Raw genomic sequence first — 21862 nt, forward strand, 5'->3', positions numbered from 1 at the left:
TGTAGTCCTCACACCTGCTGTTTTTCGGTGAATAATTCTGGTAATGCTTTGGGTGAGTGCTTTTCCATGTCAGCCCATTGCTGTTGATAAACGGGGTCAGCAATCATATTAGGTGTGATTTGATACTGCTTACCCACTCGAAAGGCGACTTGCTTATCAATGCCTGTCGCCAGAGCAATATCACCTTCCTTAAACCCATACTGTTTGTAAAGCTCTTTAGCTCTGGTGGTGTGAGTTCTGCCGTATCCGCGCATGGCATCAATGCAAGTATTTACAGGTAGTGGGTTCGGCTCACCATGCATCATTAAAGGGTAGTTCATTGGAATCGGTTTGCCTTTGATGACAGGAGAGGCGACATTTTGAACCTCTTGGCTTGAGTGGAATTGAGCGCTTTGTTGAGGCGGGGATTGTGCTGTTTGTTCTGGTGGTTTCAAAAACTGCGGTCGTGTAGCGAGGGAATTAACTCTTTGTTGATAGTCACTATCCGTTTCAATAATTGCCCCGAATTTCTTGGTCATGCTCGACAAAGTTTTGGCAGGGATGGAGCTATCAACCAAGTTAAATACAGCTAGACCTTTTTTAGTTTCCCTGATAACATCTTCTATTGGTACTTGCTGCCATTCAAGTTTTTGAGCAGTTAACCATTTTGTCACAGTCTCAGCTTTCTGGTTGTCAACAGCCAAGCCCATGACTCCGAGTTTTTTATTTGATTCTGTTGAAAATAAGAAAGTAGGACGTTCTTTAATATGATGTAGAATTTTCGCACTACTCTCAATCATCTCTTGTTGTTGAGGATTAACTGATTGAGTCCCAAAAGCCTGAAATTCCTTCGTCCAAATAGTAGGATATTCAACGGTATTAGGGTCAATTTGAGCGCAAATCACAGAGAAATTACTTTGAATAATAGCGTCGGCGTGTGTAAGTTTTCCGGTTTTGAGCAATCCAAGTTGTCTGAGCGCGTCTTTGTCTTTTTTGAAGTGCAATACTCCCAAGGGTTCACCATTCAAAAATACAGCATCTCTAGTTTTAGAAGCTGAGGTTTCGATAGCCAGTTTTCGGTAATCTTGATCATTGAATGTCTGACCAGAAAAATCATAGAAGTTAATTTTATTAATTTTGAGGAGATTTCCATTGGGAGACTCACCCAGGACAAAAGCTTGATCTCCTGTCTCAGAGATTGACGTGAGCTTTAATTTTAGGGGATTACCATTTTTCAGGTAATCAATTTGTTTTAACTGTTGGACAGAATCACTGTCTAACTCCCCCAGAGTCAAACCATCAATTTTGATTTTTACTGTTTTATCAGGAATCGGCACAGTGCCAAATTCTAAGTTTACGGGTTCGTCGTTAAAAACAAGTCCTGCATAAGAGAAGTTCTTGAGTTCACGGATAGTAATTTCAACCGGCTCGTTTCCTGGTAGTCCAATAGTTGCTGATGCTGTGGCAGGTTCTACCCCAACCATACAAGAGAGCGCTTTCGTACCAATGGGAAGCTGTGCAGTTCTGGTTTCAAGCATGGCGAATTCCTTATATTCGCCGTCACTATCCTGGACAAACATTAGCCTGGAAACGTGGCGCTCATGCCCGACTGGATGGTGAGAAGCTCTGATCTCTATAGGATGTTTTTCATGAGCGTTCCAGTCTCGACCTAAAAATTGATTCGCTTCATTATTCAGTGTGACTAACTTTGGTTCGGTAAATTGCAGTTGCTCCAGGCGAGAAATAATCTCATTGGGGAAAGCAGCGAAGGCGAAATTGGAAACTTTTTTAGCGATCGCTTGGGGATTTGCGTTTTCTTTTCTTGCAACTTCAAGTTCATCTTGGCGGGATGCACAGATGTTCCAAGCGGCGGCGGCTCCTGCAAGTTTTTCTGACTCTGGTATTGAAGCGCAAAATGCTTCTGCTGCATCATTTGCCAAGGCAAAGAGTAGTTTAGTTTGGCTTCTGGTAAGTTCTGGTTTTAGTTCTAAGAGTTTAGCTCCTTGCGTGGTTATCCCCGCCTTGAGGTTGTGGTCAGTTACAGATTGCTGGCTAACTGTTCCCAACTGACGGTATGCAGGTTTTCCATCTTTATCGATTTCTTCATTAATCTGAGCGACTGCTAGTAATTTGTGGGGGCGTTCGCTACTTGTAAATTTAATTTCTTCTAGGCGAATGTTAAGTGTCTGGGCTTTCCAGATTAGGGGATGCCCGTAACGAGTTAGATTGGTAATTTCGAGTTGGCAAGACTGTGGAGTTTGGATGATTGCTGATGGCCCCTTCTCGGTTTCCCGCCGTCGCTCCATACGTACCGCAGCGTTGAACTTCAGATCGAACTCGTACTTCGCGGCGATCGCTGCAAATTTTTGTTGTGGTGTAAATTCTACTCCTTTGAATAAGTCTTTAAACTGGACGATGGGACGCGATTCTAACTGTGATTCTTGGAAATATTTATTGGTTTGGCTAATCAATAATTCTACTGGTGAGTAGCCCTTTGGCGTTATCCCCGTGTTTAAATAAACTGACGAAGATTTCTTATCTTTAATATAATTAACATCACGATACAAGTAGCGGCTGTTTTCCCTGATTTTATCCATCTCAGGTTTTTTAGCACTTTTGAATAAATCAACAGCTATTTGGTTTTGATAACATCCTTCTTCAATCATGCTCCGGTACATTTGACGGTTAATGTCCATTGCTTGCTGGATAATTTCGGGAGTTCTTTGAGAATGAGCAATTTCAACAACCCCTTGCATATAAAGCTTGTATTCTTCTCGAATTAACTTTGGATCTTTCTGGCGTTCTTGCTCAAACAGGGTTTCGTAATGGTTAGAAACTTGGTCTAGATAATTTGATTTTTGCTCAAAAGTACCGTAAGTCTTTAGTACCTCAATTTCTGATTCTAATGCCTCTAGTGCCGTCACTTGATTGTTGATTATGCCCACGCTAATGCTATCGCTCATGTGGATAGCTATCTCTTCAAATGGAGGCTGGCTTCCATTTTCCGAATAAAATGATTGTTTCTTTTCTTTAACAGTAGGACGATAAGCATTTTCAGGTTGGTTTCTGTACTCGGCTTCGGCTGTGAAGTTGGGATATTGAAGTGCAAGTGCTACGCCAATACAGTCCCCGTCGAAATCACGCGCTTGCCGTTCTGATTCGGTTTCAAGGGGATTAACTTCTTTGTGTTGAATACTTTGAGCTTCTAATGCCTCAATCCTAGCAAGTATACGTTTATGGTCTTCATCATTGACTACAATTATTCCTTCTAATGGTTCACCATCTGGCCCTAATCGGTCTTCAATAAGCTTGTTGTTAGAAACACACAGACCGTTAGAATTGAGAAAGGGAGAACGAAAATTTAATACTTTTTCATTTTCATCCATCCAAGTCACACAAATTTCGCCATTCTTGAGTTCTTTGGAAGGGATAATCATTCCTCGGTCAAAAGTTAGTGTCTTGCCAACCGCAATATCACGCCACTGACTTTGTACAAACCGACTCAACTCTTGTTTTACCTTTTCCGTTTCTAGTAGTTGTTGATGACCAAGTAAATCAGCTTTGATGAGTTTGTACATGAACATATCATCTTTCTGAGATTCATTTGATTCATCGTTTAGCTCTAAGTCTTCATCAGAATTATTCTCTACTTGTTTACTTAAAGTATCAGTTTTAACTGATTCAATAATTTCTTGTTCTAAAGATTTTTTTTGCTGTTCTGAAAACTCTTTTCGCTTTTCGTAGTTTTCACAGTACAGTTGTGCAACAATTCTAGGATCATCTTGAGCTTCTGCTAGCTTTTGGGCTTGTGCTTCTAGTTCTTCTGCAAAATCTTTAATACCTTGAGGGAATGATGCTAATAATTGAGATATGGCAGTTTTACCTTTTTGAGATTGTGCCTTTTCACCCAACCAAATAGTTTGCTGATATAATCCTGGCTCAATTTGAGCTTTAGATGGGCCTCCGGGCTTATCCTTGTCTGTACCCTTAAAGCTACTAATGGGGATAATCAGGTCTATTTTAGGCGTGTTGTTGGGGTTAGCATACTTTATTTCTTTTAAGTCGTGTGGTCTTAATGTTCCCTTGCCAAAACGATATTCAGTATCTTCTCCATCCCCTTCTTTCCAACCGAAGCGATGCTGAATTACGCGATAACTTTTGTCTGATTGTTCTTCTCTTTTGGTTAACTTATCATATAATTCAGTTGAAATTTGCCCATAACAATCTCCTACAAGTTTCCAAGCAACCTCGTTCTCAAGGATTCCTCCATTTTTTCCCTTTGCATCGGTCGAATCATCTACTACTAGAATATTTAATTTCTCACTAATGGCATCCCTACACGAACCTAGAAAAATAGAGCCATAAGCACCACGGTCTTTACGGTCTGGACAAAGTTTTTCAATTACTTCTAAACATTCTGGTGGGCCATATAATAAACGTGTCTTTGAAGATAACAGAAGAACATGACCATCTGGATGATTTTTTAAATCCTCTGATTTACTGTACTCATCAATATGTCCAAATGAGAATTTTTTTTCAGGGAAGTAAGATTCAAGTAGTGTATTGTCTAACTTCTCAGCTAAAATTGATTCAGGATTTTTATTATTGGTATCTGGATAAATCCACTGATTTAGTCTAGTATCGAAGTGTTTGAATTCTAGTGTCATAAACTTTTAATAATTTGTAATTTTTAGGAGGTTTTATATGTCGAGAATTAAACGTTGGATAAATATGCATAAGAAGGAGTTCAACCCAGATGGGACTTTAAAAAATGAGGCAAGAATTGAAATGTTGTCTAGTGGAATGATTCCAGAAGCCATTGATGACTATGCCCGTAGGTTAAAAATCAAATATGATGAGTGGAAGCATTTAGATGAAACCGACCCAGAGCCGTGGCCTGTTTACACTGCCTACGATTTCTTTACAGCAGAAGAAAAGCGGCAGTTTAACCCAGACGGTTCTCTTAACCCTAAGTACGTTCAAGAAGCTCTAGACAAGGGCATCAGCGAGGGCTGGCTTGAAGAGATGGAGCAACGCAAAAAATTTGAAGTCGATAACTACAATAGAGTTTCTGCTAAACATGCAGAACAGGGAATCAACTTCGGCGCATGGCAGATGAGAGGGAGGATTGAAGACAGCAGAACATACGTCCAACGTCGGCAGCAGATGGAGCAAGACCTGCGTAACTTTGAGCCGGAAGACAGTTTGCCTTTCGACAAGGACACAGCATATTAGGCGGGAGCGATACACAGTGAGTGATAATATAAGCTGAAAGCATTATCAAACAAAGCTCTCAGCTTTTTGGTAAAATCCTTTTAATGAGGTTGAACAGCAGGTGGGTTGACAACAGCCGCAGATGGTTTAACAGAGCGAAATGCCCCATTGAGAAAGGCAATCATTCCTAAGATGGCGAAGGCTGTAATGATTACTCTTTGCAGTGAATTGAATGCCGAGCGTTCTCTGACTACTTCAGCCCACATTACTTGCAGTTGGTCTTCCGTTGTCTGCTTTGAAGCTAAATAATAGAGAGCTTCAATACAAGGGGATATGTCTTCCCCTTGTTGAACTTTCTGATACAACAGATTTTCTAGTCGCTCTTTCTGTTGAGGGATAGTGAATGAGTCTGTTGACTTTTGAGGGTATGTACCGTTGTTGTGGCTTGGTAATTTTAGTTGTTGCATGATTTCTTTAAGAGATATTTGAGATGAAAGTAAGTAGGGAAAGGTGCAGAAGAATATTCCTCCACACCAGATTCTGCAAGTAAAAATGGAAATTATAATTACTCCCACCGCAGAGTTTATATTTTCTGCCCTCAAAAAATCAATCGACAAGAGTACGGAAAAAAACCGTACTCTTGTCTGTAGAAAAATAAGTCTATTTATGCTAAAGCTCTAATTCAGTCTTTTACTTTGAGAATTAATCAAATACTTTCTTCTGGGTGTTAGAGATGGCGCACAGCCTACTTGGAGTCAGCGAACTTTCAGCTACAAGTATTTTTACTTTTTTCCATAGCTATCGAAAATCCCCTGAATCAGCAAACGTACCTTTAATAAATCAGCATTTAAAAACGATGACTTTTTTACTTTACCAATCCCTGGAAATTTGCACTTGTTAAACACACTTGCCCCATAACATCTACAGCCGAGGGATTGTTTTTCTGATAACGCTTTCCGTTGCTGCTCAGTTTTCTGCCAGCACGAGTCTTTGGCCACATCTGCGCCAAGTCCACTCAGGGATACTAGAGATTCAAAGGGATATTTAGTCAACATCATCTGGTTAAATGTTTTGCCCACAGAGTTGAATTCGTTCGCTGGGAGAATGCCACCTCCAAAGACGACTTGAGGAACCAGCACAAGAATTGTTAGCAGAGGTGCAACACTTTGACTTGGTGCAATTGCAGAAACTAACAGTCCCAAAATCATACTCCCAAAAGAAGCGAGGAAGAGGCTGAGGTACATGAGAGTCAAAGTACTGTTATCAACATTTAATTTCACCGCCGTGGTCATGCAAACAAAAAGTATTGCTGATTGATAAAGTGCTAGCAAGAATGCTAATTGAAACTTGGATGCTACATAAGGAACTATCCCTAGTCCGGCACTGCGCTCACGGCGATAAATGGCAGTTTCCTTAGCAATCTCCGACATCGTAGCTAGCGCTCCAGACATTACAGCCATGATGACTGTGACAAACAGCATTGTAATTGCCTGTCCTGCATTGCCAATCTTAGTGTTAAATAAGTCAGGCTTCCACAGTGCAAAATTCAATGAACCTAAAATCGGCGCTCCTAGAAGCATTAACGCTAAACTGATTTTGTTCTTGAGCAGAATAGCCAAGTTACGGCGGCATAGCACCCCCCATTGTTGGAGAAAATCCGGCTTAACTAGTACGGGCTTAATTGAGTTTTGGGGAATGGTCTTTTGGCGTTCACCGACAAACTTTTTGTAGAAAGCGTAAGACTTAAATCCCTGCTCCCATTCTGATGGTGACAACTGGTGTTCAACTCTGGCATAAATTGAATCAAAATCTTTGACTTTGAAATAGCTAAAGGCTAACTTCGGAGGGCCAACATAAGCAAGTCTGCCCCCCTTAGCTAGGAAAACTACCATGTCAGCGATCGCCACATTTTTGGTAGCATGAGTAATCAATATTACTAGACTTCCAGCATCTGCTAAACTCCGCAGAAGGTGCATGATTTGTAATTCTGTGCCAGGGTCAAGTCCTGAAGTTGCCTCATCCAGAAAAAATATGCTGGGATTGCTGATTAGTTCTACCCCAATACTTACACGTTTGCGCTGCCCACCACTAAGTCGCCCAATTGAGACATTCTTGCGCCCAGTAAGTTGCAGTTGTTCAAGTACTTCTTGTATGCGTTGCTGCCTTTTTGATGGCGATGCTGAAGGCAGACGGAGATGAGCAGCATAGTTAAGTGCTTCCCCCACAGTCAGTTCTGAATGAACGATATCGTCCTGCGGCACATAGCCAATTTTATTTTTGAAAGCGTTGAAATTCTTGTAGAGGTCGCAGCCGTTAACAAATACTTTACCTCTAGCGCGGCGTTGTCCGTTGAGTGCGTCCATGAGAGTTGACTTCCCGCCACCACTAACCCCAGCAATAACGACAAACTCTTGCGGAAAGAAAGATACAGAAATATCGTTGAGCAGAGTTGTACCTAATATTGGGCTGCTAGATTTTTTTAAATTGATTGCATCTAATCTCATGCGTTCAATTGAGAGAGTTTGACGTTGCCTTGCCTGAAATATTGGAATTTTGGCTGGTGCAGGGGAGCTAATTTTGATTTCTACGATCACCGAACCAAGCTCTATAAGATTCCCGTCTGTTAAAGCTCGGAATCGATATGCTTCTAGCCGAATCCCTGCCACCCGTGTGCCATTGGTACTACCTTCATCTAGCAAATAATACTGACCTTCTTTAAACGCAATCTTAGCGTGTCCTTTATCTACGCTCTTATCAGGAATTACCAAGTCATTGTATTTATCGCTACCAATACTGAAAGGAGTTTTTTCAACAGTGCATTGCTGAATCGGAATCGTGTGAATAGTCAGATGTAGAGTCTGCATTTGTGCATTGTCAAGAAAATAGTTTCTATTTTTGTCGCACTCCAGCAGATAATACAACAGTTAGCAAGAAGATAAAAGCAACTGGCTAAAAATACAAAAGTTTTTTTTAAAGTCAACAAGAAATTTTTGATAGCAATGGATTCATTCATTACCGTAATCATGCTTTAAAATGGAATCCTTGCCACCAAATATTTGCTGACTATGAATTATTACTCCAATGTGCTAAAAAATATGTAATTAGTACATTTAAAGTCAATCCTCAAGTTTTAGTTAATTATATTGGCTCTCCTAGACTAGTTATAGAAAATTAATACTTGATATCAGGTTAAGTCCTTATATAGTAAGGGATTCAAGAATCAGAAAGTATGTTGTTATTAAATCTTTCATTCTATCTTAGCAAAACCTAGTTACATCAAATGTTTGAACTCTTTTTTAGTATTAATTTATCAAACCCAGTCTAGGAGAGCCATTATATTCAGTCGTCTGAAGGGACTATTGGTACTTCAACTTATAGCCAGTGGGCAGAAGAACTCAAACAAATAATCAAATCAGCTTCTTTTTACTCACTTGAATCATATCAAGTTGAGCGTCTACAGGAACTTACTAGAATGTATAACAATATAGCTAATAACCGCGCACCAGCATTTGTATAGTGTGCAAATTTGAAAGCGATCGCCTGGGAGCAAGCCGCAAAGAATCTACGTATAGGCAATCACTTTCAAATTAGGGCTTTAAACACCAGGGTGCATGGTCAAAAACCCGTTTTTCTCCCAAACTTCTTTAGGTGGGGTGGAATTTTTTACAGTTGGGGATTGATGATAGTCTGGAACCAAATCAGTTTTACGTTGGTAGCCAAAATTGTAGTCTAACATCTTGATATAGGTAATGTGTGCAGTCCAGACATCAGTAACTCGGCTACCTAGAGAGAGGGTATCGAGATACTTAGGCATCTCGACGTTGCCATTCCAAACAATAGGTATGCCCTCTTTTTCAAAATGTTGAGTTAATTCCTTATGCACAAACTCAGCAGTCCCGCCGCAAATGATAACTTCATCCAATACGGCAATATTTCTAATCCAGCGAATTAAAGCTCGACAGTAATCACCACGGACATCTAGTAAAACTGAGTTAAACAACTTTAAATCAGATTCAACTCCAGCAGATGTGGCTTTGCGTGATAACGAATGTAATGCATTCACGTTGCCCAAGCTTGCTGACACTAAAGCTTTTGGTATACGTAAATCATCTTTTGCTAGCCCAACAGCAGTACGCTCCACAAATTGCTGCACTAACCAATTCATCCCCAACTCTGTAGATTCAGCTTTTGCTTGATTACCTTTAGCCGAAACAAAAAAACTAGCATTCCGGTAGCCCAACATCAACAAACCAATACTTTTTTGCCCAAATAATGCCCCCAAAGCCCGACTACGGTAAGCCATAATCCCACTCCCCTCTGGAGCCACGTAAAAATTATGTAGCTTAAGTTTTAACTTGCCTGTAGGTGTGGCAATTCCTTTTCTTAGCGCTGCCGACAGCTTCTTGCCCAAATCCTTGCCGTCCGACATTTCTCCTGGTGGTAGCAATAATTGCACGGAAGCATCAACACCATTACTCAAGCCCAATTGAAGACAAATTTTCCATAATAATCCCGCTATTTTTGGTAAAGCATAGTGATATTTCAGATCCCTGAGCGCTGGTGTGCCAGCAAAAGTATTTTTAGCTAGAGCGCCCAAGACATAATACTCATCATCTATTCCTACCCAAGTACAGTCTCCTGACAACTGAGTAATTGAGTTTTTTCCCACATCTGCAATTTCTGGCTCCATTGCTATTACTATCGGCACACCCGAAGGATATATCTGAACAATTACCTTGCTCTGACTCCCACCTAAATCAATGGACACAGCTACCCTTGTGTAAACGGGTGCAATCTCTCTTTTCGACGTATTCATGAATTTTTCTCAACTATTACTCGACATTAAACAAGCTGTTAATCTGCTTTATTTCTTCTGGCAGAACTAGTTCTGCCAAATCATCAGCGTCCTCATCCAAGGTTTGGTCATCCTCATCATTAATGGTGGACACCAGCCTTTGATCCGAGGCACTGTCGCCAACTTCAGCGTTGTTCGCAGTCACAGCAGTTTGGACATGAGATGACAAAAAAATTTCACGAATCAAAGCCGCTTGTGCTTCTAATTTTTTAATTGACCAAATTGCCCTCTGCCTGAGTTCTTCACCATCCACTCCATCAGCAGATATGGCAAAAGGCGACCAATATTCAAGCAGGGTCAACATTACTATTTCAGGTAGGTTCCCTAAATCGAAGGGTCTAGAGTGGAGATAATTAATTATCTGTCCATCAATAGTGCCTAACCTTCGCCTAATTGAAAAAAAGACTTGTTGGTTCTGTTCCATTTTTTTTTCATGCAAAAGTTTCTGTACATTTACAGCCGCGTTGCTTCGGTTTTTTACTTGCAGAAAATCAAAATGCAGAATCACTTATTAAAGTCTAATCGATTTTTTCTGTTTTAAAAACTGAGTTACAATCTCCCCTAAATCTATGCAATTAGTGGGTTTTAAATGACAAAATTGTATACCAAACTACATTTTCTCCAGACTATGCCTAGACTAAGTTTGAACTATCCCTAGACTATGCCTAGACTAAGCAATCTTAATCAGTTTTTTCAAGAAAGTAAGTTCCTTAGACTATGCCTGGACTATCCCTAGACTATGCCAAAACTTAGCGCTCTTAATTGCTATTTTTTGCCCTCAACAATTCTTCGCTTAGAGAATAACATAACCATACTCACTATGGTTTCATGCCCTGCGGCTGGCTGCACCATCTTTCGCTGCGCTCATGACATGAAACCGCCGTTCGCTTGGAAGGTTTTTGAGTACTACACTCACAGTACATTTGTAGCATAAATCTTTTATGTCGCCACTAACAATTCTCAGAATTGAAAAACTAAAAACATTCGGCAACGTTGCCGGAAGTGATGACCATGTTACCAGAAACAGAGAAACACCCAACGCAGATCCAACCAAAGAGAATGTCCGGTTGATTGGGGGAGAAGACGATCGCGCATTAGAGGAGATAGTTAAAGAAAAAATCTCTACGCTCAAGCATCGCCCTCGGCATGATGCGGTGTTATGCACGGAGATGTTTCTCTCGGCATCACCTGAATATTTCCGCCCAAAAGATCCATCTCTTTCTGGGCAGTGGTCTGATTCACTAATGCAGCAATGGGCGATCGCATCTCGTGACTGGATAGATCAAAACTATGGATCAAAATGCGTCAGGGCAGAGCTTCACCTAGATGAAAGTACCCCACACATTCACGCCTACATCGTGCCATTGAACGATAAAACCGGGAGAGTCAGTCATGACGCGATGTTTGGCGGCAGAGGTGGACAGGGAAGAATTAAGTTATCCAAACTCCAAGATAGTTATGCTGCTGCACTTGCTCCTTTGGGCATTGAACGCGGGGTCAAGGGCAGTAAGGCAACCCACACCAAAGTCAAAGAATATTACCAAGCCGTTAACAGTGAACCACTCACCGCAGTCATTACAAATAACCAATTAGCGCCAACACCGTTTGAATCAGCTAGGAGTTATGTAGACAGGATTCAGTCTGATGAACAGTTCCAAGCGATTAACCACCAACTCGCTGACCGAAAGTTCCTGATAGAACGATTAGAACGGGCAGAGCAACGAGCCAGGGATAGCGAGAGGGAGCGACAGCAATTAGAAAAACGGGTGCGATCGTTAGAGGCTCAGACTCAACAACTGCGCGACTTGCCCTTGGAAGATGTGGCTTGGGAGTTGGGGCTACACAATAGCCAAGGAAAATGGAAGGGTCACGGACACATCATTAATATAGATGGGCCCAAATTCTACGACTTTGAACCCGAACAGCAGAAAGGCGGCTGTGGGGCGATTGACTTGGTGATACACGTTAACAATTGCAATCTACGGCAGGCGGTCGTCTGGTTGCATGAGCGATTTGGTGAAGCAGGGGCTATTGGAGCAGCGATAGCATTTAGTTATCAAGTGGCTGCTGAGATTATACAGTTAGAACCACGCGACAAATTCACGCTACCAGTTGAGGATAAAAGCAAGTGGCAGGGAGTCTCCAACTACCTGACCCAGAAACGGGGGATACCTGAAAACTTTGTGGAAGTTCTGCATAAGCGGGGGTTAGTTTACGCTGATGATCAGCAAAACGCTGTGTTCGTCATGCGGAATCTTGGCGATCTCCCCCAGGCTCAAGGTGCGTTCCTGCGGGGGACACGGGGAGAAAACAACACGTTTAAGGGCTACGAGTTTGGGACTAAGCGGCGTGAGGGCTGGTTTCACTTTCACTTAGGCGGACAGCCAACAGATCCAGCAGAAAGGTTAGTGCTGTGTAAATCCCCCATTGATACCATCTCTTTTGCCATGCTGGAATATCAAGCCAAGGGCGACGTACCGCTCAAAAGAACGCTCTTCCTGGCAATAGATCGCCCTAATACTTTGCCTGTTGAGCAATTGCAGCATATTTTTAATGTACAGGTAGCATTTGACTCTTCCGAACTTGGAAATGCAGATGCACGGGCTATTAAACAATTGCTGCCACAGGCTAAAAAAAATAAATGTTTTGCGAGAGATTGGAACCAAGAACTGGTCAATCTCTCGCAGAAATTACAACAACATAATTCACAACAACGGCATCAAAATCATGAAATGGAGCTTTAAATAATTCGTAATTCGTAATTATATTTTGTGATTGTAAAGTGTCAGCATAAGCGTTGCGGTAGTGATAGCGCAGTGCCATTCACCCTACCCTTTAAATTAAAAAAAGTAAACCTGGAAATATATAACAAAGAGAAGTAAAAAATCAAGATACGAAAGTACTGATTATTTCCGTACCTTTATCGATTCCTTTGTGATTGGCAGATATGGGATAGTGATATCGTTCTGAGCCAGAAAACGATGGTAGAAGTTTGGCAGTTTTGGGAATTTGAGCATTTCTCGAACAATATAGTACGAGTGATAGATGCTCCAAGCGGATTAGAGTTGTTTGCGGTTGATGTATTCCAAATAATTGCTCCAGCCCTGAACGATGGAAAGGTAATATTAATAGATGCGAAGACAAATCAGCGACAAGTGATGATTAATCAAAAAATAGTCGTCGTTAATACTTTGAATGCCTTGGGGATTCATTCATTGACAGGTATAGTAAAAGCTGATGTGGTCAGGCAATTTATGCAATGGGTAAGGAGCCAAATAGTACCAATTTTTAGAAAACAGACAAATTTGGATATAGAAACTAACATTAAGCATATAACTTCAGGAATTATTTTTCCAAAGAGAGATTCTTTAATAAACTACCTGTATTCAAAGGGGCAGAAGATATGGGAAGTAGAAATAGAAATTATTGAATTATATTTAAAATTGATTTATAAGAAAGTTCCCCTAGCTGCTAATTGTCCAAGAACTAGTAACTATCAAGAATTATCCTTCAGGCAGCAGTATTTAGAATTGGTAAAACTAGTCTTATCGGAAGTTACAAATTACGAAGAACTGTATACTAGATTAGTAGCATTAGCTCCAAATTTATTAATAGCTCAAGAATTAGATTTCTCTATATATAAATTTTTAAAGTTAAATAGTAATTATGATTTGATGAAGATTATAGAGCAGGGTTTAATTCTTCAAACCTTCAAGCCAATTACGGATAATTTAGCAGATTTTAGCAAACAAAGATATTTAGAAATATTTTACTTTCAAATACTGGAATGTTTCTCAGGGGACTAAGGGGAGTATGGAAAATATAAATTATTTTCCTCCCACGCCTTCTAACGGCAAGGTTTCATGTTATCAAGCGTGCCATTTATCTACCCCCTAAACCTATAGTTTTTGACCACTAATAATTATGAGGAGAAAGAAAGTGACAGATAGTATCGAACTTATGAATAATGGTTCAGAAGACAAGGCGAATGAAGAATCAATTGAGCAAATAACCAAAAAGAGATTAGTGATAGTAACTGGAGATAAGGGTGGTGTAGGTAAGTCTACTTTTGCAAGGGGACTAGTGCAAACATATTTGGATAAAGGACAAAGATTTATCGGCTTTGATGCTGATAGCTCCAATTCTCAATTATTAAGATTTTATGGTCAGCATTGCCATATAGAACCACTTGATATTTTTAAAACAGGCAATATAGATCAGTTCTTTGATGAAATGAAAACAAAAGCAAATCCCAAGCCAGGAGGAGATGGTGAAATAATCCAGCCAGAATCTTTATTTTTACTAGAATTACCACCACAGTCCAGAAGAATATTGCGGAAATTTGTAGAAGAAATGACTTTCCTGGAAACAGCCGAAAAACATTACAATATCCGCGTGACTATGGTAGTAGTTATTAGCCGCGTTATCGATTCTATAAATCAACTAATAGATTTGCATAGCTTTTGTGGGAATCAAGTAGATTACATAGTAGTAAAGAACTTATTTTTTGGGGAGCCTGATGAATTTACGAGATACAAAAACTCTCCCGAAGTTGAAAAAATTAAGCAACAACTAAAGTCGCAAAAAAGCCCATTTTCTGACATTAAAATGCCAGAACTAATAGAACGCAGTTATGATTATCTGGATGAAAATAGCATGACTTTTAGGCAAGGGATGGAGCAAACAGATTTACCTTCGGTTAAAGGTAGAGTCACAAGTTGGTTAAGAACTTTCAAAGAAGAGATTGAAGCAGTAAAAGAGTCGTTAGGTTTAAATAATGTTGAACTCTCCTAAGCGAATGATTATGACTGTAGGTGACTCTCGTGTAGGGAAGTCTACAGTTACGAAACTATTAATTGATTGGTTTCAAGTTCAAGGAAGAAAAATTCAGGTCTACGACCATGACAATCGTGAGAGATTAAAAGCTTATGAAAATTTAGTGGCAATTGAAAGCTTAGACTTTTTTAATGGAGGTACGGATAAAATTTTAGATAATTTTATCAAAAATGAATTAGATATAATTATTGTTGATATGCCAGGGCAATATGTAGATAAGCTCTGTCAGTATATTGTGGGTTCGGATCTGTTCGATCTCTTAATTACATATCAATGGAAACTAACTTTTTTGCAACCAATTTCGCACAGAAGAGATTGTGTAGCTTACCTGAAAACTTTGGGAGAGTTTGCTACTGATAATGCTAACTATGTAGTAGTAAAAAATCAGCATTTTGATACGAGATTTGGAGAGTATCAGCAATCAATGCAGGATAAGTTACAAAGAATGGGTGGGACTGAGATATTCTTGCCAGCGTTACATCGTGACCATTACGAAACATTGGAGAGAACGGGAAAACCTTACTCACTAGCTTGTAGAGATAAGTCAATTTATGTGGTTTACCGGACTTACATTTACCACTGGATTAAAAACTTTTACGATTCGATTTTAAATAATGATAAAGCAATTGAATATTTAGGGGTAAAAAATGAGAACAGAACAAATTTTACAAGGATATTCGGAAGCAGAACAACAACGCATAGCTCAAATATCCCATGAATTAGGAATAGCTGAAGATGACCCGATGTTTAAGTTGATGGCAACATTAGGCAGAAACGAAGAAACAATGATTGACCTGCAAGCACGAATGGAGGCAATGGTAGAAGCTTGGGCAGTAATGATTGACCAGAAATTAGAATCGACTAGCAAAGTCGCTCAGTCGATGCACTATACAGTAGTATCGAAAGCTGTGCGTGATGAAATGAAAAATGTAACACCATCAACCTTAAATAGCTCATTCAAAGGTTGGGGTTGGTGGAAACTTTGGTCTATATCAGGGATATGCACAGGAGTAATGGCGGTAGGAGCGCTTTTAGGTTCGCTGACAACTTGGAATGTTGTCTCAAATTTGGGTGGAACTCAGTCAGTTGTAGTGTCAGCCAATGAGATGAAGATTTTGCAGTGGGCAAAATCAAGCGAAGGAAAACAAATGTACCAGTTATTGTTGTCCAACCAATCAGCCGTAGCAGCCTGTCAACAAGAAAACCGATTACAAGGATATTGCTTGATTCAGCTTAAGAAAACCAAACCCAAAAAGTAGCTTAACTAACTCTAGAGGTTTCTGTTTCTAAATAGCCAAGTTCTCTAGCCATAATGATCGCGTTAACACGACCCCTAACTCCTAACTTGGAAAAAAGATGGCTGGTGTGCCCCTTAACTGTACTGACTGTAATAAAAAGTTTTTCGGCGATCTCTTTATTAGAAAAACCACGGGCAATTAAGTTGAGAATTTGGGCTTCTGTAGCAGTAAGGGTTTCTCTGTATCTTTTACCCTTAATTTTTGTGTTGCCAGAAGCGAAGTTTCTAAAAAATCTTTTAGCAATCTCTGGGTCAATGAAAGAACTATTTTGATGAGTAGTATTGATAGCGTGTTTAATTAATTGCAGATCCATCTTCTTAAGAATGTATGAATCAGCGCCATTTTGGAAGGCAGAATTTACTACATCTTGACTAGAGTGATAAGTGAGAACAATGACTTTACTATCCGTTCTCGTCTTAATGTTATAGATGAGATCCAAACCACTAATATCTGGCAAAGCAATATCGAGCAAAACAATATCAGGCTTAAGTTCTTCAACAAGCCTCATCCCTTCAGTTCCGTTATCAGCTTCCCCACACATTTCAAAGTCTTGCTCTTGATTAATAACTGATTTGATTCCGAGCCGACTCAGAGCTTCATTTTCAATAATTACTAATCGAATCATCTTGATTACTTCGATTACAGGAACATAAAACATTTATAACATATTTAGTTAAGTAAATGTTTCCGTCGTTGCAATATTAAAAAAAATTTAGAATTTAGGTAAAATTAAAGTAAAAGCTAGAAAGCTTTTGGAGATGATGAAATTAGATTAAGCAGATTCTATAAAACTAGAGAATTATCAGATGCGCTATTTATACGACCCAAAACTCTGGGATCAAATTGAATTGATGGTGGAATGGCTGATATTTATAGGTTTGATGATTGCGGCAACGTTCAGATTTAGTAGCAATTTAATGGAGGCAAGCTTTTACATAATGTTGGGAACAATAATTGCCCCATTCTCAAGAATAGAGAGGCGGACAAAACGTTATTTATTGATTGGTGGTTTTTTCTTGAGTAGATTGGCTGGTTATTTTAGCTAGTCAAAAATGGGTGGGGGGGTGAAGTTTGGTTAAAGTTTGTGGTGAAATGACAGTACCTTACATCTAAACAAGCAAGAGAACTCTGCGCTCGTTATAATCAAGCTCTTAGTGAATTAATCAAAATGATTACCCATCCATCTAGATGATTGGTTACTCGACTAACTCCCGACACCTCCCACAGTCCCCAAAGGGGCTTAGTCACCAAGCTCAGTGCTATTATCTTTATCAATATGATTAGGCTGAGATGTAACCTGTTGTCTTGTTTGCTGTTTATCAAAGGCAATGAGTCGATTAGTCTCTGAGTATGAAAGGTTATTTTGTGTAATTTGAAACTCATTAGAGTCATCTTTATAGGCTGTAAAAGCTGTTTCGGGATTGCCAGTTTTTCTGTGAACACTGAGAAGTTGCATTCCTTCTTTAATAAACAGTTGCAATCTGTAGGCTATGCCTTCATAAATGCGTCCTTGTTCAGTATCCTTGCCCATTGTCATGACAGTTCTCATAACTGCTTTAATAAGAGATTTTTCAGCAATATCAATAGCTGGTGAGACATTGTTTTCTCTAAATTTATTTATATTGTTTTGTGTCTGACTCCCTGTTCGCTGCTCCTTTTCCTCTTTGCTGACCCTTTGACCTAAAGGTAGTTTTTGCACTCCCGATTCAAATATCTGTTGGAGGAATGTATTCTTCTTCTGGGCAATTAAGTTTTCAACTCTTGCTGAGTTATCTGGTTGAGATATAACAGATGACTGTTGGGTTACAGCAAATTTCTCTAAATACTCTGTGTAATATTTCTGTTTGAGATTTTGTCTGTAGTTTTCAATATTTTGAAGATTTTGAGATAAGGTTGTTCTCAGTTCTGACTGGAGATTTTCTCGCTCAGATGCATCCAATGTGGTGGTTGATTGTAATGACGGTGGATGTTTCTCCAGAAAGAGTGCTAGTCTGTAAGCCATCATGTTGTTAGAAATGCCACTGTCACGATTGATATTGCTGACTGTTTCTTGAAGTGAATTAGATGATTGGTTAGAATACATGGCTAATGTAGTTTACAGTTCATTTTCAGCAGAATTAGATTGAGCCTTATGATGTGGTTGTTGAGGTTTTTGGGAATGTACTTCAACTTTTGGGGTGTAGGTGTTATGAATGACTTCACTACGGGCAGATATCAAATCTTGGATAATTTCATTTAGTGGGGGAAGGGAAATATCAGTTAATCCTTTGCGGCATTGCTCAACAACACTATGAATTAAAAGTTTATGGTAAAGTTCACGTTGCTCACCAAGGGTAAGTTTGCCAGTATGTTTAAGTTTCTCTTGTAATGGATAATTACCTTGCGCTGCGACTCCCGCCCATAAGCCAGTAGTTTCTAAATCTTGCCAAGGTTTAGCAATTAACGGGTGAACGGGCAAGAGAGTATTACGAATAGAGTTAGAAGAATCAGTAAGATGTTGTGAATCAGGTTGTTGATTTATTTGTTGTCGCAAATCATGAGTAATTTCGCTTAAAGGTGGAAGTACGAGATTGGTTCTTTGTTGTTGGCGAATTTCAGTCTGAGCTTGAACCTGAATTTTATGATAAAGTTCGCGTTGTTCGCCAATGGAGAGTTTGCCATTGGATTGAATCTTTAAACGAAATTCGGCATTTTCCTGTTTTGCGATATCAGCCCATCGATGATTATCTTCTAGCTCTTGCCAGTATTGACCAAGCAGAGGATGAAGGGGTAGAGGAATGCTCTCGATGTCAGATTTGCTTAATTGATGTTGAGAAGTAGATGTTTTTTTGATTGGTTTAGCTACTACTGTATTGGCTGGCTGCAAATTGATATCTTGAGAGTTGCTAGCTAGGTCAAACGTAGAGTACGGGGAAAGAAAATTTTGTTCAACCTGTGCTGCTGTGTAAGGAACAGAATTACTTTTTTGTTGCCTATTTTCTAAGTCTTGCCAAAGTTTAGCAATTTTCGGGTGAATAGGCACTTCCATATTACGGGTAGCATGAGGATTGGCAGTTGCTTCCTTGGCAGGTTGTTGAATATCCAACTTTTGAGCAAGTAATCTGAGTTTAGCTAAGTCTTGTTCAGTAATAGCAAGAGTCTTAAGTTGATGTGTCATACCTGAATCTGTTCTGCTGAATTCAAAGCTGGCAGCAACTCTTGTAGCACCCGTATGTTCAGTTTTCAGAAGTTGCAGAGTAGATGTAGTATCAAGTTGACTTTTCTGGTAGAGAATACGGTAATTGCCCAACTCCAAATCATCACAACCAGTCCTTTTTAGAGTTTGAGTGAGGATTTGCAAGATTTCAGAAGTTTTAAAGCTCTCTAAAATTGTGTGCGTACCATTAAGGGAGAGTGAACCAAGGGTATTAGCAATCTTCCTGGGGTCTTCATCGACTGAAGGTAGTTGTTTGCCTCTTTTGAGATAATCAGCAACTAACAAAAACTCCTGCCTTTCGATTGGAAACATATCTTTAGGTTGCTCAGACAGAGTGATAGCTCCCCATTTATCGGCATAAAATTGCATTAGTGCCAAGGTTTCGTCAGCGCGGCGATGAATACTGTAATTATTGCCGGATTTTATGATAGTAAAAGCATCAGCCTGATAAACTAAATTACCATCTTTTTCAACACCATAATTCTTCACAAGGGCATAAGCTACAGAAGCAATTTCCTTATTTTCTCTAGCTTCTAAACGCTTTCTGAAAAAATTCTGCTGGTATTGTTTAACCTGTTCTCTTCTTGCCCAAGAATCAAAGGAGTGAACCGATACCTCCTTTAAAGGTAGAGAAGCGTTTTGAGCAGGAGCAACTTCTTCTTTACTTTCATCGGCAAGTACTTCAGCATCTATTACTTGCCCTCCTACATTTTGGGATGAACTTTCTGGGGTTGTAATTAGGTCTGTTGGTTGTATGATTGACAACTTGGAACGAGTTTTTCCAAAAAGAGCAATTGTCTGTTCTTCTTCCACACTTTCTCTTGACGGACTTAGATTAACAGTGCCATCACCAAGTTGTTCATAAAGATGGATCTGTTCACCATTTTTCAGAAAGACTGTCAAGCGTAAATCGGGTGGCTTATTTTTCTTAATCCAATCATCCAACGGGACAGATGCCATAAGTACTTGCTTACAGGCTTCTACCCCTTGTACAACAATCAAATCATCTACACCTTTTTCTGGCCCTGGTAACTCAACGACACTGACCTGAGCGCCAGCATCAGATAAAAGTTGACCAGTCCGGGATGTAGCGATATCAATGTTGCGCTTAGTTTTATACCGAGTTTCATAGTCAAAGCAAATTTTGATGTCCCTGTTTGAGGTAGCAAAAACTGCCAATTCATCATGTAATACAGGCACAATTTGATTTCCCAGCCCATCTTTACTACGATAGCCAGCATAAATCCCTGGTAATCCGATTGCTGCTTCACCCTGGCTCAATAAGCTAGCGGCCTTCTTAGCTCCTTCAGTGAGTGTGACTGGAACATTGTGCTTCCACACACAGTACCAAAACCCACTGGTGCGATCGCTAATGCTTGGCTCAACTCCAGCCGATTCATAAATTTGTCGAGCGATATTTATCGGCACATCCAGTAAGAAGATGCTCAAGCCAGTCTTTGGTGGATGCTCATATTTGATAAACTTACCTGGATTATCGAGCTTTTCTCTCTTGTTATTAGGTTTGTAGCATCCCCAAAGTTTCTGGGTTGGCTTTTGTGATGGTTGGAGTGAAGCAAATGAGCGAGGATCTACACCAGCATTACACCACCAGCCGCCATCCTCAAGGTGAGAATATTGGTTGAGTATTCCAGTAGATAGTCGTCCAGTATTAATACGTTTTAGTTCTGGGCTGTACATGAGATATTCCCATGCTTCATGCTCAAATTCTATTGGGTCTAAATGTAAACTCTTAAAATTAAGCTCGACAATTTCTGGAGCGATCCCACTCCCCTCGACTAATTCTTGCCAGTGATTTGGATCTATATCTATGCGTGATGTCAGAAGAGGCAGGGGCACGGGAGAAGGCGGCTTTTGGGCAGGAGGGAAAAAACTTATACAAATTTCTTCTTCACTTGTTTGCTCCTCCTCTTCTCTACTCCTCTGCTTCTGTGCCCCTCTGCTCTCTGCCTCCTGCCAAATTATTGAGTCAGCCTCTTGAGCCAGTGGTATAGCCACCAATTCAACAGGTGTAGCAGAATTGGGCAAAAATGGAGGTCTATCAGAGGGTGGCAAAAGCGGAGGTGAATCACTCGGAGATAATTTAGGAGGTGTGCTAGAGCCAGGTAAAAGCGGATCTGTATTCTCTGGTGGTAAAAGTGGAATTTCACCAGAAGATGGTAAAAGCGGAGTTAATAGTTCTGTTAATAATTCCTCAAATTCTTCAAACTCTGCTTGATTAAATTCCTCAGTTTGCGGGTCAATTTTCTGCCATTTCCAACCACCATTCTCATCAGGAGTCATCACATAAGCTTCTTGACCAATTGACAATTTTAATCTCTTATTTATTTCATCATCAATTGCTAACCCTATCGAGTCCAATACAAATTTTAGATAAGGAGCTATCACTGCTCTGGCAAAGTATTCACTGCTTTTGGCATAAGCAGAACTCAATTGTAAATGTCGTTCATCAAACATAAGACTATT

General features: G+C 39.9%; 14 protein-coding genes. 6 read left to right on the forward strand and 8 right to left on the reverse strand.

From position 1 onward, the window contains the following. Positions 1–8: 8 nt before the first annotated feature. Complete coding sequence (locus ABF638_RS01500) at positions 9–4646, reverse strand: hypothetical protein (RefSeq protein WP_435019631.1); 4638 nt, start codon at positions 4644–4646, stop codon at positions 9–11. A 64-nt stretch (positions 4647–4710) separates the two neighbouring features. On the opposite strand from ABF638_RS01500, the gene ABF638_RS01505 reads away from it, so the two are divergent. Further along, a complete protein-coding gene (locus tag ABF638_RS01505; protein WP_435019633.1) occupies positions 4711–5214 on the forward strand; it encodes a hypothetical protein in 504 nt (167 codons plus the stop codon). Between the two features lie 80 nt (positions 5215–5294). On the opposite strand, the gene ABF638_RS01510 is transcribed toward ABF638_RS01505, so the two are convergent. From ABF638_RS01510 to ABF638_RS01525, 4 genes are all read right to left on the reverse strand, one after another. Further along, entirely contained in the window at positions 5295–5660 is a 366-nt protein-coding gene (locus ABF638_RS01510; RefSeq protein WP_193948292.1) for a hypothetical protein, read from the reverse strand. A gap of 315 nt (positions 5661–5975) precedes the next feature. Next, positions 5976–8057 (reverse strand): ATP-binding cassette domain-containing protein, encoded by a 2082-nt coding sequence (locus ABF638_RS01515; protein WP_435019635.1) that lies wholly within the window; start codon positions 8055–8057, stop codon positions 5976–5978. Between the two features lie 731 nt (positions 8058–8788). Then, positions 8789–10009 carry a ParM/StbA family protein gene (locus ABF638_RS01520; RefSeq protein WP_163935835.1) on the reverse strand — a complete coding sequence of 407 codons (1221 nt, stop codon included), beginning with the start codon at positions 10007–10009 and terminating at the stop codon, positions 8789–8791. A gap of 16 nt (positions 10010–10025) precedes the next feature. Beyond that, entirely contained in the window at positions 10026–10472 is a 447-nt protein-coding gene (locus ABF638_RS01525) for a hypothetical protein (RefSeq protein ID WP_190937259.1), read from the reverse strand. Between the two features lie 517 nt (positions 10473–10989). On the opposite strand from ABF638_RS01525, the gene mobV reads away from it, so the two are divergent. The 5 genes from mobV (at position 10990) to ABF638_RS01550 (ending at position 16143) form a co-directional block, all read left to right on the forward strand. Beyond that, on the forward strand, positions 10990–12792 hold the full coding sequence (gene mobV / locus ABF638_RS01530) for a MobV family relaxase (protein WP_435019638.1): 1803 nt from the start codon (positions 10990–10992) through the stop codon (positions 12790–12792). A 237-nt stretch (positions 12793–13029) separates the two neighbouring features. Then, positions 13030–13854: a hypothetical protein gene (locus ABF638_RS01535; RefSeq protein WP_435019640.1), complete on the forward strand. Its 825-nt coding sequence runs from the start codon at positions 13030–13032 to the stop codon at positions 13852–13854. A 133-nt stretch (positions 13855–13987) separates the two neighbouring features. Further along, on the forward strand, positions 13988–14842 hold the full coding sequence (locus ABF638_RS01540; RefSeq protein ID WP_435019642.1) for a hypothetical protein: 855 nt from the start codon (positions 13988–13990) through the stop codon (positions 14840–14842). A gap of 10 nt (positions 14843–14852) precedes the next feature. After that, positions 14853–15602: a hypothetical protein gene (locus ABF638_RS01545; RefSeq protein WP_435019644.1), complete on the forward strand. Its 750-nt coding sequence runs from the start codon at positions 14853–14855 to the stop codon at positions 15600–15602. Then, positions 15532–16143 carry a DUF6753 family protein gene (locus ABF638_RS01550; protein WP_435019646.1) on the forward strand — a complete coding sequence of 204 codons (612 nt, stop codon included), beginning with the start codon at positions 15532–15534 and terminating at the stop codon, positions 16141–16143. The genes ABF638_RS01545 and ABF638_RS01550 overlap by 71 nt, the downstream gene beginning before the upstream one ends. Position 16144: 1 nt before the next feature. On the opposite strand, the gene ABF638_RS01555 is transcribed toward ABF638_RS01550, so the two are convergent. From ABF638_RS01555 to ABF638_RS01565, 3 genes are all read right to left on the reverse strand, one after another. Then, complete coding sequence (locus tag ABF638_RS01555) at positions 16145–16807, reverse strand: response regulator (RefSeq protein ID WP_163935816.1); 663 nt, start codon at positions 16805–16807, stop codon at positions 16145–16147. 615 nt (positions 16808–17422) lie between these two features. Beyond that, positions 17423–18265 (reverse strand): hypothetical protein, encoded by an 843-nt coding sequence (locus ABF638_RS01560; RefSeq protein WP_435019648.1) that lies wholly within the window; start codon positions 18263–18265, stop codon positions 17423–17425. A gap of 12 nt (positions 18266–18277) precedes the next feature. Then, positions 18278–21853, reverse strand: a complete 3576-nt coding sequence (locus ABF638_RS01565) for a DUF3854 domain-containing protein (RefSeq protein ID WP_435019650.1) — start codon at positions 21851–21853, stop codon at positions 18278–18280. Positions 21854–21862: the final 9 nt, after the last annotated feature.

It is taken from the genome of Nostoc sp. CALU 1950 (assembly GCF_051172895.1).
GTDB lineage: Bacteria > Cyanobacteriota > Cyanobacteriia > Cyanobacteriales > Nostocaceae > Nostoc > Nostoc edaphicum_A.

Coding starts and splice junctions, on each gene's coding strand:
- ABF638_RS01505 (WP_435019633.1), top strand. CDS start 4,711: ATGCATAAGAAGGAGTTCAACCCAGATGGGACTTTAAAAAATGAGGCA.
- ABF638_RS01520 (WP_163935835.1), bottom strand. CDS start 10,009: ATGAATACGTCGAAAAGAGAGATTGCACCCGTTTACACAAGGGTAGCT.
- ABF638_RS01550 (WP_435019646.1), top strand. CDS start 15,532: ATGAGAACAGAACAAATTTTACAAGGATATTCGGAAGCAGAACAACAA.
- ABF638_RS01500 (WP_435019631.1), bottom strand. CDS start 4,646: ATGACACTAGAATTCAAACACTTCGATACTAGACTAAATCAGTGGATT.
- ABF638_RS01560 (WP_435019648.1), bottom strand. CDS start 18,265: ATGTATTCTAACCAATCATCTAATTCACTTCAAGAAACAGTCAGCAAT.
- ABF638_RS01510 (WP_193948292.1), bottom strand. CDS start 5,660: ATGCAACAACTAAAATTACCAAGCCACAACAACGGTACATACCCTCAA.
- ABF638_RS01535 (WP_435019640.1), top strand. CDS start 13,030: ATGGTAGAAGTTTGGCAGTTTTGGGAATTTGAGCATTTCTCGAACAAT.
- ABF638_RS01525 (WP_190937259.1), bottom strand. CDS start 10,472: ATGGAACAGAACCAACAAGTCTTTTTTTCAATTAGGCGAAGGTTAGGC.
- ABF638_RS01515 (WP_435019635.1), bottom strand. CDS start 8,057: ATGCAGACTCTACATCTGACTATTCACACGATTCCGATTCAGCAATGC.
- ABF638_RS01555 (WP_163935816.1), bottom strand. CDS start 16,807: ATGATTCGATTAGTAATTATTGAAAATGAAGCTCTGAGTCGGCTCGGA.
- ABF638_RS01565 (WP_435019650.1), bottom strand. CDS start 21,853: ATGTTTGATGAACGACATTTACAATTGAGTTCTGCTTATGCCAAAAGC.
- ABF638_RS01545 (WP_435019644.1), top strand. CDS start 14,853: ATGACTGTAGGTGACTCTCGTGTAGGGAAGTCTACAGTTACGAAACTA.
- mobV (WP_435019638.1), top strand. CDS start 10,990: ATGTCGCCACTAACAATTCTCAGAATTGAAAAACTAAAAACATTCGGC.